Source organism: Chitinophaga eiseniae (assembly GCF_012641265.1).
Classification (GTDB): Bacteria; Bacteroidota; Bacteroidia; order Chitinophagales; family Chitinophagaceae; genus Chitinophaga; species Chitinophaga eiseniae_A.
Map to the genome: position 1 here is coordinate 353,502 of NZ_JABAHZ010000002.1, position 17,520 is coordinate 371,021.

At 46.0% G+C, this 17,520-nt stretch carries 13 protein-coding genes; 4 read left to right on the forward strand and 9 right to left on the reverse strand.

Annotation, left to right across the window (positions count from 1 at the left end; translation table 11 throughout):
• Positions 1-35 precede the first annotated feature (35 nt).
• From HGH91_RS09020 to HGH91_RS09045, 6 genes are all read right to left on the reverse strand, one after another.
• Positions 36-602: a murein L,D-transpeptidase family protein gene (locus HGH91_RS09020; protein WP_168738139.1), complete on the reverse strand. Its 567-nt coding sequence runs from the start codon at positions 600-602 to the stop codon at positions 36-38.
• Positions 603-731: 129 nt separating this feature from the next.
• Positions 732-3,668 (reverse strand): M16 family metallopeptidase, encoded by a 2,937-nt coding sequence (locus tag HGH91_RS09025; protein ID WP_168738140.1) that lies wholly within the window; start codon positions 3,666-3,668, stop codon positions 732-734.
• Between the two features lie 162 nt (positions 3,669-3,830).
• Positions 3,831-4,160: a hypothetical protein gene (locus HGH91_RS09030; protein WP_168738141.1), complete on the reverse strand. Its 330-nt coding sequence runs from the start codon at positions 4,158-4,160 to the stop codon at positions 3,831-3,833.
• A gap of 31 nt (positions 4,161-4,191) precedes the next feature.
• The gene (locus HGH91_RS09035; RefSeq protein ID WP_145661477.1) at positions 4,192-5,142 is read right to left on the reverse strand and encodes an outer membrane beta-barrel protein; all 951 of its coding nucleotides are present in this window, start codon (positions 5,140-5,142) and stop codon (positions 4,192-4,194) included.
• Between the two features lie 16 nt (positions 5,143-5,158).
• A complete protein-coding gene (locus tag HGH91_RS09040) occupies positions 5,159-6,235 on the reverse strand; it encodes an anti-sigma factor family protein (RefSeq protein ID WP_168738142.1) in 1,077 nt (358 codons plus the stop codon).
• Positions 6,236-6,275: 40 nt separating this feature from the next.
• On the reverse strand, positions 6,276-6,761 hold the full coding sequence (locus tag HGH91_RS09045; RefSeq protein ID WP_168738143.1) for an RNA polymerase sigma factor: 486 nt from the start codon (positions 6,759-6,761) through the stop codon (positions 6,276-6,278).
• A 363-nt stretch (positions 6,762-7,124) separates the two neighbouring features.
• On the opposite strand from HGH91_RS09045, the gene kbl reads away from it, so the two are divergent.
• From kbl to HGH91_RS09065, 4 genes are all read left to right on the forward strand, one after another.
• Positions 7,125-8,312, forward strand: coding sequence for a glycine C-acetyltransferase (gene kbl / locus HGH91_RS09050; protein ID WP_168738144.1), 1,188 nt, complete (start codon positions 7,125-7,127; stop codon positions 8,310-8,312).
• Between the two features lie 132 nt (positions 8,313-8,444).
• The gene (locus HGH91_RS09055) at positions 8,445-9,215 is read left to right on the forward strand and encodes a penicillin-binding transpeptidase domain-containing protein (RefSeq protein WP_247651696.1); all 771 of its coding nucleotides are present in this window, start codon (positions 8,445-8,447) and stop codon (positions 9,213-9,215) included.
• A gap of 187 nt (positions 9,216-9,402) precedes the next feature.
• Positions 9,403-10,425, forward strand: a complete 1,023-nt coding sequence (locus tag HGH91_RS09060) for a VWA domain-containing protein (protein WP_168738145.1) — start codon at positions 9,403-9,405, stop codon at positions 10,423-10,425.
• A gap of 15 nt (positions 10,426-10,440) precedes the next feature.
• Entirely contained in the window at positions 10,441-11,238 is a 798-nt protein-coding gene (locus HGH91_RS09065) for a tetratricopeptide repeat protein (RefSeq protein ID WP_168738146.1), read from the forward strand.
• Between the two features lie 370 nt (positions 11,239-11,608).
• Here HGH91_RS09065 and HGH91_RS09070 read toward each other — a convergent pair whose 3' ends face one another.
• From HGH91_RS09070 to HGH91_RS09080, 3 genes are read right to left on the reverse strand one after another with little or no spacing between them, the layout of a single operon-like run.
• Entirely contained in the window at positions 11,609-12,733 is a 1,125-nt protein-coding gene (locus HGH91_RS09070; RefSeq protein ID WP_211092250.1) for an efflux RND transporter periplasmic adaptor subunit, read from the reverse strand.
• A 38-nt stretch (positions 12,734-12,771) separates the two neighbouring features.
• Positions 12,772-16,014 carry an efflux RND transporter permease subunit gene (locus HGH91_RS09075; protein ID WP_168738147.1) on the reverse strand — a complete coding sequence of 1,081 codons (3,243 nt, stop codon included), beginning with the start codon at positions 16,012-16,014 and terminating at the stop codon, positions 12,772-12,774.
• Positions 16,015-16,069: 55 nt separating this feature from the next.
• Positions 16,070-17,485, reverse strand: coding sequence for a TolC family protein (locus HGH91_RS09080; RefSeq protein ID WP_168738148.1), 1,416 nt, complete (start codon positions 17,483-17,485; stop codon positions 16,070-16,072).
• Between the last annotated feature and the right edge of the window lie 35 nt (positions 17,486-17,520).

Below are 17,520 nucleotides of genomic sequence, written 5' to 3' on the forward strand. Positions count from 1 at the left end.
ACCAGGAGGCACCTAATGGGTAAACAGCAAAAATCTTACCTACGTATTACCACAGGCGTACCTACTTTTAGCACATCATACAATTCGTTGACATCGGCGTTTTTCATGCTGATACAACCGAGGGTCCAGTTGATCCTGCTATCTACATAACTATCCCTGATACCGGAAGCATATTCCACACCATGAATACCAATTGCCCCACCAATTGCGGCATTGGCAGATACCAGCCCATCCGATTGCCGCTGATGGAATTTAGCCCAGGAACTCTCATTGGGATAATCCAGCAACATAAAACGGCTCCAGCTTTTATCTACTCTTTTTGTTAAAATATGAAAGGTACCTTCAGGCGTTCTGCGATCGCCTTCAGTTTGTTTATCCGTTTGGTCACGGTTACCAAATACTACTTTGTAGATCTTTCTCAACGTAACATCTTCATAAACATACAAGCGGTAGTCGCTCTTATCTATCAGCAGGAAAACTTTATCCGGATCGACGTTGGCAGCATTTAACCTTACATTATATAAATCTGGTTCGTTGATAAATCCACTTAATGGCAACAGCAACAGGATAACCGTTAGCCAGTAATGACAACACTTCTTCATAGGAGTAATAAATATGCAGATAACGTAACGGAATAAAGATTTATTGTCTTGCTACATCCATATAAAACTAAAGGCACAAAGCGTTATGCCTTGTGCCTTTAGTTTTATATGGATGATAAGCGGATACTATTAGTAGCCGAAAATCTCTTCCAGGGAGAGTTTCTTCACTGCTCCATATTTCTTCAGCTCTTCGCCCACTTTCTTCTCAGAAGCAACGATGCAATAAGTATATGGTTTATGAGCGAGATATTCATCATGGAATTTCTTCACTTCATCGAAGTTCATTTTATCGATAGACTCATACACCTGTTTACGGATATCTGTGTTCAGTCCCAGCTTTTGTGCTGCCAGGTAGCTGAAAATAATACCGTCGTTGGTGATACGTTCTGTTTCGATATCCTGTTTCATGCTTTCCTTAGCTGTTTCCAGCAGTTTATCGGAACGTGGAATATCATTCAGCAATTCGTTCATGCCGGTGATCGCATCATTCATTTTGTCGGCCTGGCTACCTACGTAAGCGATGGCAGAATAGCGTTCACTCTTCTTATCCGGCGATGCCAGGAATGCATAAGTAGAGTAAGCCAATGCTTTAGACTCACGGATAGTTTGGAATACTACGGAACCCATTCCACCGCCAAAGTAGCTGTTAAACAGCGTTACGATACCGGTTTTAGCAGGATCATACACGTCGGCATTTCTCAGCCAGTTTACTTCCGTTTGTACCATATCGTAATCAGCAAAAAGTACCTGGTTTTGAGCCTGGTTGTCTTTTACAAACTTAACGGCTGCAGGTGCTGCTTTAAAGCTGGCAGCCAGTGTATGCAATTTTTTCACATCGGCAGCAGCTGTTTCCAGTGGCTGAGGTCCCCAATAAATGATGGTATGTTTATAGGCTGGCAGCTCGTGCAAGATATCGGTCAGCTCTGTAGCGGTGACCGCATCCAGTTCTGCCTGGCTCAACTGGTTATTGAACGGATTTTTAGCACCATACATGGCATAGTTTATCACTCCTTTCATGATGGCGCCTTTATTCAGTTTACTATCTGCGCGGGCTTTCTGTAAACGGCCTTTCAGCGCAGCCAAAGCAGCTTCGTCTGGCTTACAGTTAGCAATCACGTGTTCAAATAAAGCAACGGCTTTATCGAAGTTGTCCTGCAAACCAGAGATAGAAATAGTGGTATTGTCTGTAGAGGCTGATATGCTAAAGTTACAGGCGATATTGTAAAACTCTTTGCTGATCTGCTCGGAGGTATACTTATCGGTACGCAGGAATTGCAGGTATTGTGCTGCCAGGGGAAGCTTTTTATTATTCCAGCTACCCATATCGAAACGATAATACAGGTGGAACAGACCGTTGTCTTTGTTCTGTACATACATCATATCGGTATTACCAACAGTAGTTTTCTGGATGTCTTTTTCATAATCCAGCCACTGTGGCTTTACAGGGGTGGCAGGCATAGTGGCCACCTGTTTCAGGAATGCAGATTGTGCTTCTCTGTTTACTTCTACCGGCGTAATAGCAGGCTTCTCTACTTTCTCGATGCTTTTATCTTCACCTTTGCGTTTGTAGATGATCACATAATTATCGTTGAGGTATTTATTCGCATAGTCAACGATTTGTTTTTTTGTAACAGTGCCCATATCATCTACATAGGCTACATCATGTGCCCAATCCTGCGCCCGGCTCTTAATGAAAGCATCCATCAGGGAGGTAGCGCGGTTATTGTTGTTTTCCAGTCCCTGGAGCTCGCTCAACTTGGCGTTGTTAACGATGGCTTTTACCAGCGTTTCATCGAAATCTCCTTTTTTCAGGATTTCCAGCTGACTCAGTAACAGCGCTTTTACATCTTCCAGGGTTTGGCCTTGTTTAGCTTTACCACTGAGAGAGAAGATGGAGTAGTCTTTCAGGCTCATCACACCTGCGCTGGCGTTCAACACTTTCTGTTGTTTGTTGATATTCAGGTCGAGCAGGCCTGCTTTTCCATTCTGGAGAATAGAACCCATTACGCCCAGTACCAGGTTGGATTTAGTATCGAGTGCGCCGGGCATTCTGAAGGCGATATCAACGCTTTCAGCATCGGGGCCTAATACTTCTTTTACAACAGGCGATTTGATAGGTGCTTCCGGCGCAGGCTTGTATTCCTTTACCGGCTTAGCTTTCATATAAGCGAATTTCTGATCAATTAATTTAACCACGTAATCCGGGTCAAAGTCACCCGCCATTACTACGGCCATATTGTTAGGTACATAATACTCATTATAGAACTGGCGAATCGCCTTCAGGTTTGGATTCTTGAGGTGTTCAACGGTACCAATGGTAGACTGCTGACCGTAGTTGTGCGTTGGAAACAAGGCAGCAAGCATAGTTTCATATACTTTGCGGCCATCGTTATCCAGTCCACGGTTCTTTTCTTCGTACACGGCTTCCAGCTCTGTATGGAACAGGCGGAAAACGGGATCGCGGAAGCGCTCTGCCTGAACAGTCAGGTACTTATCGATGGCGTTGGAGGGAATGTCTTCTTCATAAATGGTTTCTTCCACCCAGGTGTGGGCATTGGTGCCCTGGGCTCCCATACCGGTCATCATTTTATCGTATTCGTTGGCAATCGCATACTTGGCGGCGACACCGGATACGCTGTCGATTTCATGATAAACTGCTTTACGCGCAGCGGGATCCACCGTTTTGTTGTACTTATCGTACAAATCGGAGATTTTGTCAATCAGCGGTTTTTCTTTTGCCCAATCGAGGGAACCGTACTGCTGGGTACCTTTAAATAACAGGTGTTCCAGGTAGTGGGCCAGTCCTGTATGATCTTTCGGATCATTATCGCTACCCGCGCGGGTTCCGATCAGGGTCTGGATTCTGGGGTCTTTTTTATTGACACTCAGGATAACGGTCAATCCGTTTTTCAACGTGTAAAAACGGGCCTTCATCGGGTCATTGGAGATGTACTTGTAGGTGTATCCACCAGCAGTAGCCTCTTTCCATTGATATTTTTCCTGGGCTCCTGCGGTTTGTAAAGTGCAGGCAAACAGGAATAGTGATACGACTCTTTTAAGACTCATACAGTAGTTGGTTTTTTGAAATTTGTCTGTCAAATATACCGGAAGTGAAAAATAAATAAATATAAAAATGGGGAGAATTGTATGAGCGGTAGATAAAACGAGGGGGCAACCGATTGTTTAATCGGTCATTATCTTAACAAGTGGACGATTTTAGGGGTAATTTCAGGGAATGTTGTTGTTATACTGGGAATATTTTCCTTTTGCGAGGGCCTGGCGAAACAACAGGGAGTCATATGCTTTGGGAGCATGATCAGGCTTTTTAGCACGGTTCCTGATCCGGGGAGGATTTACGGGCAGCGTAACCAGGCTGGCAGCATGGGCAATATAACTTACAGGTCTGGTGGGAACCCCTGTGGTTACATATATCTCTGGCGAAGGCGCCACCTTATTTTCATTATTTTTCTCAAGTCTTACACCCAAAAGGCGCTTCTCACAGGAATGAATCCATGCAATGCAGGCAATACATGTCATCAGTGCAACAAAAGAACGCATAAATACAATTTAGGACTGGCTAAAATAGAGCTTAGAAACCGTTCAACCGGATACCGATTGAGAACGGATATTGTTGTAACCCATAATCATGCAACGGCGTGAGGGCAAAATTTGCATACAACTTCACAGGACCATACCCCAGCTCACTGGTTAAACCGAAACGCCATTTGTTGAGATTAAAGTCATCAGTTTTTCTCACTTTACCTCTTTCCTGGCTGATTTGTTTTGTCCGGGATTTGAGCAGATAACCACCAGAGACACCAAAACTCGCCTGGAACGCGCGGCTCGGGCGGGCGGGGTTAGAATTAAAATTAAGCATTACCGGTACGGATATATATTCGGCGAATAGCTTGTTTTTTGAAAATTCTACGGTATCCCGGATTATTTGTGTAGGATAGCCTGGCAGGTATGTAATGCTGCGGGCAAACCTATAGTTATTCATTTCTAATCCTAAAGCGTATAACAAGTTTAGTTTGTGTTTTGTTATATTAAGTCGCTGTTCAAACAACCAGATATTAAAATTGATCGATTTTCCGGTGATAAGTTTAAATTCAGATGGTGTTAAAGGTTCACTGGCTTCCCGGGGGGCAAAGGTGGCCAATCCGGCAGCAGAATAGTCGTACGACCGCTGGGCGGCGGCGTTCATGGCTACTGCGCCATTATAATAATTGCTGTTATTGGGATAATAATTGATAAAACTGGCGCCTGTATAGTCGCTACGATCGATGTAGTTATTGAACCCCAGGTCAAATACAAACCATTTTGTTTGCAGGTTTTTCTTCAGCTTATGCCGGGCGTAGGCCGTATCGTTATAAAATTTATAACTGGTACGTCCCTTATCATTCTTCCCTTTTATGATGATGAGTCCTTTTATCTGTATGGTATCCGGAGTAGCCGGAGTGTTTTTTGTATCTGCCTTTTGCGCATGAGCCCATTCGCCACATAATACCAGTAACAAAATGAGTAAAATTTTATGCTTCATATGCTATGACCATGATTTATTGTTTGTTCCGTTTACGGGAGAAAAACTTTGCTACGTTGGTTACTTTGTCGAGTAATTTACTATCGCTACCGCTTACTGACATAATCAGCTCACCCTGAATTGGCGGTGGTGTTTCGGCGGGCGTTATCTTATTAGTACCGGCGCTATTCGGAATTTTAGTGTTGGCAGCCAGCATGGGTTCGCTACTTACTTCTGGATGAATGGCCGTTGAAATAGGTGTATTATCTGTTTGCTGCCTATGTTGCGCCACTACATCTTCCACTGAATTACGCTGTGGAGGCAGTTGTGACATAACTGGCGCATCTGTTTTGGGAGCTGCAGCGATGGTCTGCTCCTGTGTTGCCGTTACACCGGCTGTTGTTGTTTTTCTTTCCCGGATAGCCGATTTTTTATGATTGGTGGCCAGCAGCGGCGAAGCTGCCGGGGTCGGAGATGCAGGAATAGCTACAGATGGTGTTGCTACGGGAGCTTCAGCGATTGGTATGGCCTTTGGAGCCGGGATAACGGGCTTGGGAGCTGTTACCGTTCCTTTATCTGCCAAGGCAGGCGCGCCGGTAGGGTGATTACCTGCTGGCAACAGCCAGATAAGCAGGCCGGCTACCACCGCAGCAGCGGCGGCTACCCATCCCAGGCGGCGGTAAATGGGCGCTGTTTTGCGCTCACTGCTCCGGTACAGGGAAGCTTTATCTGTAAATACCAGGCTGGTATCGGGTGTTAATTTAGTGGCCTGTAATAACGTCAGCTCTTTTTGGGCGGCGGGATGTTGTTCCAGGTATTCTTGTAGTGCTTTCTCTTCTGCAACTGTCAATTCTCCGTCGATGTAGCCCAGCATGAGTTCTTCCATGTCTGGCAATCCCGGAACTCCGGTTCTGTATAAAGCAGCTTTATTACCAAAGGAGATCGTTTCATCCGGAACCAACCGCGTGCCTTCCAGCAATTCCAGCTCCTGCCGGAATTGAGGGTGCTCCTGGAGAAAAAGTTCCAGGGCTGCCTGTTCTGCCTCATTCAACTCACCATCTATGTAGCTGAGCAGAAACGACTCGTAGTTTGATATGTTAATCTCGATTGACAAGATTTTTATTTATTATCAATGTTTTATAAAATATAATTATTTATATTACGTTTTCCATCTTTACCAGGTAATTTTTAAGGTGAATCCTGGCTCTATGCAGGTACACTTTTACCTGGGACGGGTTTAATCCCATCATTTCTCCAATTTCGTCGTAAGAGTATCCTTCATAATCCTTCAGCATTACGAGGGAGCGCTGCACTTCACTCAATTTAGACAAAGCTTTTTCGATCACTTCCTTGGCATTGTGCACTTTATGATCCGAAATTTTCTCTTCGTCCTTGAATTGTTCTACCAGTGTAACCCGCTTAACCTTACGTACATGGTCGATCATATTGTGGTAGCCCACTGTAAACAGGTATGACTTTGCCTTTTCAAAAGGCACATCCTGACAGTGTTTCCACAATATTTCGAATGAATTCTGTACTACGTCCCTGGCGTCTTCCGCGTTTTCCAGATTTTTAACGATAAAGCGGAACAGGTTGTCCGAATACAGATCCACGCATTTATTGTACTCCTTTTCGGTCATTCCGGTGGTGCGGGATTTTAGTGCTAAGATCCGACAAATACTTTAATACCCATCATTGACAAATCCATCGTAGTTACCCACACCAGCTCTAAAGTCCGAAAATTCAATCCTCCACAGTTGTAGTAACGTCATTTAAACTAATAATCAACCCTTTATCCAGTATGCTCTTTTAGCATTTCATTTCAAGAGGTCGTTATCAGTTTTTCATTTCATGGCATTTATAATCATGATAGTACTATGACGCAGTGCAACGGTTAAATGTTACACCTGGGTCAAACTTTTTGGTTATCCACCCGTTACTCATTTGCGCGAGCAATTATCGTAATACATTTATTGCCAGATTCAATCTAAATATTGGAATTTATGAACGAGCAGTTTATCACCCGTTTACGGGAAGAACTCGGCGATATCAACAAGGCCGGCCTGTATAAGAGAGAACGTATTATTACATCAGAGCAGGGAGCTGAAATACAGGTGGGAGGTAAAACGGTGCTAAATTTCTGTGCCAACAACTACCTGGGCCTGTCTTCTCACCCGGCGGTTGTGAAGGCAGCCAAGGAAGCAATTGATACCCATGGCTATGGGATGAGTAGTGTACGCTTCATTTGCGGCACACAGGATATTCACCGGGAGCTGGAAGAAAAGATTTCTAAATTCCTGGGTACGGAAGATACTATCTTATATGTAGCTGCTTTCGATGCCAATGGAGGCGTATTTGAACCCCTGTTTAACGAACAGGATGCCATTATATCTGATGCTTTGAACCATGCTTCCATTATCGATGGCGTGCGCCTGTGTAAAGCACAGCGTTTCCGTTACGAGCACAACAATATGGCTGACCTGGAAGCAAAACTCCAGGAAGCAAAAGATTGCCGTAGCCGTATCATCGTAACTGACGGGTCTTTCAGTATGGATGGTACTATTGCCCAGCTGGATAAGATCTGTGAGCTGGCCGATAAATATGATGCCATTGTCATGTCCGATGAAAGCCATTCCTCTGGCTTCCTGGGCAAAACGGGCCGTGGTACCCATGAATACAGAGGCGTAATGGGCCGTGTAGACATCATTACGGGTACTTTGGGCAAGGCCCTCGGTGGAGCTTCCGGCGGATTTACCAGCGGTCGTAAAGAGGTGGTAGACATCCTGCGTCAGCGCAGCCGTCCTTATCTCTTTTCCAATTCCGTAGCCCCCAGTATAGTAGGCGCCTCCATCGCCGTGCTGGATATGCTGAGCGAAACTACCACCCTGCGTGATAAACTGGAATATAACACCAAATACTTCCGTACTAAAATGACGGAAGCTGGTTTTGATATTAAACCCGGAGATCACCCGATTGTTCCGGTTATGCTGTACGATGCCGTATTAAGCGCCCAGTTTGCCGACAAACTGCTACAGGAAGGTATTTATGTTATCGGCTTCTTCTTCCCGGTAGTTCCGAAAGGTCAGGCACGCATCCGTGTACAGCTGAGCGCTGGTCATGAACAGGAACACCTCGACAGGGCCATTGCCGCCTTTACCAAAGTGGGTAGGGAACTGGGAGTTATTAAATAAGCGAAAAGCATAAAGCAAAAAGCTATTGAGGCGAAGGATCTCTGCGGATATTAAAGTCGCGCGGGCCATTCGCCTCAATAGCTTTTTGCTTTATGCTTTTTGCTACTTTTGCAGCTCATAATTCAATCATTTATGCTGATGAAACGGTTTGGCTGGATGTTATTAGCGATAGGTTTGTCGCTTGCGGCCTGCGCACCCAATAACGTAAAAGAAGAAAAAGGCTGGGAAAAATACTTCGCCCAATACAAGGTAGAAGGCACTTTCATGTTATTTAGCAATAGCCAGGGCACATTCCAGGTATACAATCTCGAAAGAGCCCAGAAACGCTTTCAGCCAGCTGCATCCTTCGATATATTCACTGCTCTTATAGGGGTGCATACCGGTGCTATCAAGGATACCAACATGGTGATCCAGGACCTGAGCATGGTACAGGCTTTTAAACAGTCGAACGTCCCTTATTTCCAGGAAGTAGCCCGCCGTATTGGTCAGCCTACCCTGAAAATGTGGCTGGATTCCATTAAATATGGCAACATGAAAATCAGCCGGGTAGATACCTTCTGGCTGGACAATTCCCTGCTGGTTTCTCCGGATGAAGAGTTGGGTTTTGCCAAAAAACTGTATTTCGACCAGCTGCCGTTCGCCAAAACCACTATGAAAACTGTCCGGGATGTGATGCTCATGGAAAAAACGCCGAAATATGAACTGTCCTATAAAACCGGATGGGACAACGCCGATGTAAAAAAGCTGGGCTGGGTAGTAGGCTGGATAGAAGAAAACAGGCACCCCTCCTTCTTTATACTGAATATAGAAACAGAAGACCCTAAAGTGGATATCCCTGCCGTACGCATGGCTATCCTGAAAGATATCCTGACAGATGCCGGATATTTTAAAGGAGAAATGTAATTTTCTGTACTACAGTGGTTTGCAGGCAACAAGACCTGCAAACCACCACCAGGTTCCCCGCTCCCACACTGCCGATCGTTAAAAAAACGATAAAACCCCACCCCTACGGCTTGCAATACGTGACAAAAAAATTATTTTTGATACCTTACCAGGTTTACTACCGGTAACGGATATCTTAAAATCGAATATGTTACGATTTCAACATAGTGAGTATTTATGGGCTTTAGTGCTGCTGCTGGTACTGCAGGTGGCCTTTTTGGGTGTATCCTGGTGGAAACGCCGTTCTATACGCCGTATTGGCGACCAGGCATTGGTAGAAAAGCTTTTTACCGGCTATTCCCGTAAGCTCTTTGTAGTAAAGTTCCTGCTTATTTTCCTGGCCTTCTTCTTTGGGGTTGTTGGTCTCGCCAACCTGCAAAAAGGCAGCCGTATGGAAAAGATCACCCGCAAGGGCGTAGATGTGATGATAGCCCTGGACGTGAGTAAAAGTATGCTGGCTACAGATGTGCAACCCGACCGCCTGACCCGTGCCCGTCAGCTCGTTAGTAAGTTAATGGACAAACTGGATAATGACCGGATTGGGTTGGTGGTATTTGCCGGCAACGCCTATCTCCAGATGCCGCTGACCGTAGATTATTCCGCTGCGAAAATGTATCTCAGTACTGTATCTCCCGACATGATCCCCTCACAGGGAACTGCTATCGGGCAGGCTATACAGGTAGCAGATGATGCCTTCAATAAAAAGGAACGCAAACATAAAGCCCTCATTATCATATCAGATGGGGAAGATCATGACGAAACCGCCATCCAACATACCAAAGCTGCCTTCGAAAACGGGGCAGTTACCAACACCATTGGCATTGGCTCTCCGTCCGGATCCACGCTGCCCGACCCGGAAACCGGCGGTTATAAAAAAGACAGGGAAGGCAAAACCGTTATTTCCAAACTAAATGAAGCGGAACTCAAATCTATTGCCGCTGCTGGTAAAGGCATCTATCAACACCTGGATAATAATACGGATGATGTAGTAGCCACGCTGGTGAGCAAAATAGACAGCATGGAGCAGAAAGAGTTTGGAGAAAATGTTTTCACCGACTACAATAGCTATTTTCAATATTTCCTGGGCGTATGCCTGGCATTGCTGCTGATAGAATTTTTTATTCCTGAAGTACGGCGCAAACGCACTACAGATAACGCCTCAGCGGCTTAATTACAATAATGGCTCATGAAAATTACTTTTTTAAAATATTGTTTTATTACCACGGTAGCCCTGCTTTCCGGCGTTAGCCTGTTTGCACAAAACGGCGCCAATAAATACATCCGTAAGGGAAATGAACTGTATCAGAAACAACAGTTCCCCGATGCCGAAGCAGCCTATAAAAAAGCTGTAGAACAAAATGCACAATCACCTATAGGCAGCTATAACCTGGGTAATTCATTGTACCAGCAAAAACGTTACGATGATGCCCGCACCCAATACGCCAACAGCCTGAAACTGGGTAATAAGCAAGGCCTTAAATCCGATGCCGATTACAACATCGGTAACACCTACATGGAAGGGAAAAAATGGGAGGAAAGTATTAAATCCTACAAACAAGCGCTGAAACTCAATCCTTCCGATGAAGATGCCCGTTATAACCTGGCATATGCCCAGGCTATGCTGAAAAAACAACAGCAAGGCGGCGGCAACGACAAAAACAAGGATAAAAACAAAGACAAGAATAAGGATAAAAATAAGGATCAGAACAAGAACGATAAGAACAAAGACCAGGACAAAAAGGATCAAAACAAAGACCAGCAGGATAAGGACAAAAACAAAGACCAGAATAAAGATCAGAACAAAGACCAGCAGAACAAAGACAAAGAAGACCAGGAACAGCAGAAACCACAGCCACAGCCCAGCAAAATGAGCAAACAGGAAGCGGAACGCTTATTACAGGCATTGTCGCAGGAAGAAAAGAAATTGCAGGATAAAGCCAAGAAAGTAAAAGGACAACCGACGCAGGCAGAAAAAGACTGGTAATCGGTGGTAGTCTTTCAACGATATTAACCTCCCGGAGTATTTCTTTGGGAGGTTTTATTTTTTACAAAAGGGCCGGCAATAAAAAACCGGAATAAGATTATTCCGGCCGTTTTACCTAAACCTACAACTGTTACCCGTTGGTAACAATTCTCTTTGGGCGGTTTAAAGCAACAGCGCCTCCTTTTACAGAAGCGCTGATAGCTCATTCATCCGGGAAATAGTTTGCCTGCTATAGGTCACTCTTTACATTACCGTATATAGGCCGATTTTATTGATGCTTCATTATTTGATCCGTTCAACCATTGTATTGATTCTTCTACCCAAATTGATTCATCGGTTCACAAACTATTCCCGTCCTTAAACACACACATTATTTTGCTATCACCTGTAAAGGTGTTCCGTCTTTTATTTCATCGCTTCCATTTTGTACCAGCTGATCATCATCCGATAAATCGCCAAATACTTCTATCTTCCCGTTCGATTCGTTACCGCATTTCACCGGTGTCCATACCGCCTTATTCATCACCGATTTGATCACAAATACTTTTTCTGAATTACTTACCACGGCAGACTTAGGCACCACATAGACGTCTTTTTTGCCGGGCAACGGCATTTGAACTTCTGCATACATACCTGGTAATAACCTGGCGTTTTTGTTAGCCACATCCATCTCCAGGGTTTCAGAGCGCAGCTTCACATCCAGGCTACCGGCTACACGGCTCACTTTTGCGGAGAAAGTATCACCCGGCAGGGATTTTACGGTAAAGCGAACATCTTCTGCCTGATGTGCTTCCTCCGTATACACCTCTGGAACGGCAATGGATAAACGCAGTTTTTGTTGTTCTTCTATGCGAAACAGCGGTTTGTCGGATCCTTTGCCGGCGGGGCCTACATAAGTTCCCGGGTGTACATTACGCTGACTGATAACACCGCTGAAAGGCGCCCGGATAACCAGGTAGCCCAGCATTTGCTGCACTTCGTGATAAGAGGAACGGGCAGACAACAGCTCGGCGCTGTCGGCACTCATTTTTTCAAAAGCCATATCCAGGTCATTGGGAGAAATAGTTCCCGGCACTTTGCTTGTTTTCAGCAAACGCTCGTAGGTGGCCCTGCTGGCACGAAACATGGCTTCTTTAGTATGAAGGCGGGATTGCGCTTCCAGTAGCTGTGTATTCATTTCCGGCGCATCGAGGGTAGCCAGTACCTGTCCTGCTGTTACCTGGCTTCCCAGGTCTACATTCACATTCTTCACATAGCTGTTCACTTTGGCATACAGGTCGGCAAACTGGAAGGGCTTTATTTCACCCGGCAGCCGGAGTGAAGCGTCCAGCTGGCTTTTCTGCAGATGAATCACCTTTACCTGTACACTGTGACTCTCAGTGCCCGACTCATCTTCTGCATGGGAGCTGTGGCAGGAAGCGAAAAATAATCCAAGAGGCAGCAATGCAGCAGCCGTCATCACAGTATACGACAGGCTGTATTTATTTATGTTCATGATATTGATATGTCGTTTAGTCATTATAGTTATACTCATTAAACGCGCGGAGCGCCTGGCACATAATACTCGCTGTTTTCATCTTCCGGATCCAGTGACACTGATTTTACACTGGTTTTCTGTTGCACCCAGGAGAAGATCAGTGGCAGAATAAACAGGGAAGCCATGGTACTGGCAATCAAACCGCCGATAACCGCGCGTCCCAGCGGAGCAGTCTGATCGCCGGCCTCACCCAGCCCGGAGGCCATTGGAATCATACCGGCTACCATCGCAATACTGGTCATCAGGATAGGACGCAAACGGATAGACGTTCCTTCCAGTGCTGACCTGCGGGCATCATGGTTCTCCAGTCGTAATTTTTCGGCATTGGTAATCAACAGGATTGCATTGGCTACCGATACGCCCACCGACATGATAATACCCATATACGATTGCAGGTTCAATGTGGATCCCGTGATCAGCAACATAATTAAAGATCCCGCCAGTACCGCAGGGATGGTAGACACTACTACCAGCGCTACTTTAAACGACTGGAAATTGGCTGCCAGGAGTAACAGGATTACCACAATGGCTACCAGCAAACCGGATTGCAGGCTGTCCAGTGTATCATTCAACAGGTTCATTAACCCGCGTTTCTCCACTGAAATACCACGGGGAGGCTCACCGGCTCTCTTTATTGCTGCTGCTACGGCTTCAGATGCCCTGCCCAAATCTCTCTTATGAATATTAGCGCCAATAGATACAATCCTTACCGGGCCAATACGATCATACTCTCCCACCACCGTATCGGGTGTTAAAGTGGCCACATCTCCCAGGGAAGGACGGGTTTTATCTTTGCTGACAGGAATGGCTGCCATATCACTGATGGAAGTCATTTCATTTTCGGGTACCGATATCTGCACAAAATACGAAGTGGCATTGCGTTCATCCAACCAGTTATTTTTTTCTGTAAAGCGGCTGGAAGAAGTAGAGGCCGTTAATGACTTAGCAATATCTGTAATGCTTACCCCCAGCTGACCTGCCCGCTCGCGATCAATGTTGATACGGATAGCAGGATAATTCATGGGCTGGTTAATCTGTACATCCCGCAGGTAAGGAATCTTCTTCATCTCTTCCATTACTCTTTCCGCGTAGGGTACACTTTCTTTCAGATTTTTGCCCATTATCGCAATTTCAATAGGAGTAGACGCTCCCTGGCTCATCACTTTATCCGTGAGATCTATCGGCTCAAAGCTCATTTTCACTTCCGGCATTTGTTCGTGGATACGCTTACGCAGCTTTTCCTTGAACTCGTCCATATTCACCTTGTAGTCTTCCTTCAGATTTACCTGCAGTACGGCTTCGTTAGGAGTAGCCATAAACAGGTAGATGGGATTGGTGGAATAAGACGATGGATGGGTACCGATGAAGGAGGAGGTGATATCGATATTTTTTTCGCCCACCAACTCCTTCAGGATATCCGTTGATTTAATCACCATGGTTTCCGTCCGTTCCAGCCGGGTACCAGTTGGCTGCCGGAGGCGCAACTGGAATTGCCCGTTATTTAGTTTAGGTAATATATCACGGCCTATAACGCTTATACATAGCACTACAATGGCGATAACGCCGATAAAATAAGCACCTATCACCAGTTTGCGTCTTTTCAATAGTGTTTCCAGCCAGCCTATGAAACGCAGCTTAAACCGGTCGAAGCCTGAAATGGTTTGCTGGTGCTGTTTTTCATCGGCAATCTCTGTTTCAATATAGCCTGCCGTTTTATGCGGATCATCGCTGTGCACATGTGGCCGGGCGTGATGCTGGAATTTTTCTGCCTTCAGCATCCAGTTGGCCAGAATGGGTACCAATGTTTGCGATAGCAGGTAGGAAGCGATCATAGAAAAACCGATGGCCAGCGACAACGGCATGAACATCGACCTGGGTACGCCCGCCATTGTAAAGGACGGCGCAAATACTGCCAGGATGCAAAACAGGATCAGCAGCTTGGGAAAAGCTATTTCCTGGCACGCATGCCATACCGCCTGGGCTTTCGTTTTGCCCATTTCCAGGTGCTGGTGAATATTTTCAATGGTTACTGTTGACTCATCTACCAGGATACCAATCGCCAGCGCCAATCCGCTCAACGTCATGATGTTGATGGTTTGTCCGGCCAGTTTTAGGAACATCACCCCAACGATGATGGAAACCGGGATGGTAATGATAACGATATAAGCGCTGCGGCGGTCACCTAAAAACAGGAGCACCATCAAAGCCGTCAATACCGCCCCAATAACTCCTTCACTGATCAGGCTTTTTACTGCATTGATCACATACACGCTCTGGTCAAATACGAAAGATACTTTCACGTCTTCCGGCAGTAGTTTCTGGATATTGGGCAATGCCGCTTTCAGGTTGTTTACCACCGTCCAGGTAGAGGCATCTGCGGTTTTAATAACGGGGAGATAAACAGAGCGTTTTCCGTTGATTACGGCATAGCTGGTGGTTACGTCTGCCGCATCTTCGACTTTCGCCACATCTCTTACAAACACGGTAGGTCCATCTCCCATGACCAGCGGAATATTTTCAAATTCCTTTACGGTACGGATAACGGTATTAGTGGGTGTGAGGTAGGTAATATCGCCGATACGTACGTTACCTGCGGGAGATATCTGGTTATTGTCTTTGATGGCAGCTACTACCTGGTCGGCCGTAAGATGGTGACTACGCATCTGCTCCGGGTCCACATGAATCACAATGGTACGGGAGTTCCCTCCAAACGGCGCCGGGGAGGTAAGTCCCGCGATACGGCTGAAAGACGGTCGTACCACGGTCATCGCCAGGTCCTGCAGTTCGTTGTTGGAGCGCTTGGGACTACTGAGTGCCAGCTGCCCGATGGGTAAAGTAGAAGCGTCAAAGCGGATAATGAAAGGCGGTTGTGTACCGGCTGGCATCGCGGAAAATGCACGATTGGCCATGGCGGTCACTTCCGCCGCTGCCTGCGCCATATTAGTCCCTTCGTAAAAAGAAATCTTAATCATGGTGAGGCCCTGTATGTTCTTGGCCTCAATATCTTTTACTCCTGTTACGTACAGGAACAGGTTCTGGTAGTTGGTAGCAATAAACCCTTCCATTTGTTGCGGCGACATGCCTCCGTAAGGTTGTGATACGTAAATGGCCGGCAGGTTAAGGTCGGGGAAAATATCTATCTTAATATCCCGCGTAGCTTTAATACCAAAAAACAATAATCCCATCACGACTACGATGACGGCTATTGGCTTTTGTAATGCGGTTTTAATCAGGTTCATAAATACTTGTTCAAAAAATGATGATTGGCTGTTTAACGCACACTTTCACACCTACTCAAAGCTGGTTCAGAAACAACTGCAAATCCCCTACGGTAGCAGATTTATACAGGATGGCCTGCCATACGCCATTGTAGGCAATATCGCGGTCTGTTTCTGCGCGATTAATATTATAAAGCGCCTGGGCCAGGTCTGCGATATTGGATAACCCGTTTTCATACAGCGTACTTTTCTGTAAGAAGGCGTCACTGGCAGCTTTCAGGCCAATGGGTGCTTCCCGGTATTTTTTCACCGCATTTTCTATCTGCTGTTCCGACAATTGTAGCTGGTGTTGCAGGCGATTATATGTTTGGTTGTATTCGTTCTTAAGTCCTTCCGTAGTGTAATGCTGACGGGCTACCTGGGCATGGGTACGCCACAAGTCGGTCACTGTCCAGGAAAGATTCAGCCCAACCAGATAGTTGGCTACCTGTGGTTTTACGCCTGACCAGTACCCCTGGCTGAAATGCGACGGGTTAGCAACACCGTAGTCGTAGTCGAAGCCAGATCCACGGGTTTGCATAACGCCCATAAATGACAGGCGGGGCATGGCATTTTTGCTGAGCAGCTGTTGACTGGCTTCGCTCAATGATATCCTGGAGCCAAATAAACGGAGCAGGGGTTGTGCTTTTAGCGACACAGCATCTTGTGCTGATACGGTTTCCAGCAGCTGATTAGGTATTTTGGTCACGAAAGTGGTATCCAGTGTAAAATCCTGGTCGGGTACATCCATCATTTCCGCGAGCTTATTGCGTTGCGCATTTTCATAGTTCACGGCATCTATGAGCGTTAGCTGTGCTTTGGATACTTCTGCATTGGCAATAGAGCTGTCTACCCCTGCGGTAAGGCCATTTAAAGCCCTTGAAACGATGAGATGCCGGAGATCTTCCGCCCGTTTAAGGTTAGATTCCATAGACCCTCTGAGCCGCTGTGCTGCCAGCAGGTTGAGATAGGCGCCGGCAATGCGTACCTGTTGTTCAAATTTTTCCTGTTCCAGGTCTGCCTGGTTGGTGTTCAGTTGTTCTTTGGCGGCCAAAACTTTGGCATGTTGGCGGCCAAATGTGATCACATCCCAGCTGATGTTGGCCAGGTATAGTCCGCCGAAGGCGGCATTCCAGTTTTGCGATGGCATGGCCGGCCCGGAAGCGCCGGTAGTCCAGCCTTTATATCCCCAGGTGGGGCCATTTTCTCCATTTACGGTACCGTAACTATTCTGGGCGGCAAGATTCAGGTCAGGTAAATATTCCCTTTTAACTGCGCTGATATTTTCTGTAGCTGCTTTAGCATAGTTTTCTTTAGCCTTAATGGACTGATAATTTTTCAGGCCTGTTTGTAATGCTTCCTGCAGGGTTAGCGGGCGGGTTTGACCCATCACAGCCGCTGCACTGCAACCTGCCGACAATGCCAGCAGGAAAAGCGGTTTCCAGATGTTCATATATTAATCTATAGCGTCTAAAAATTGCCGTTGAT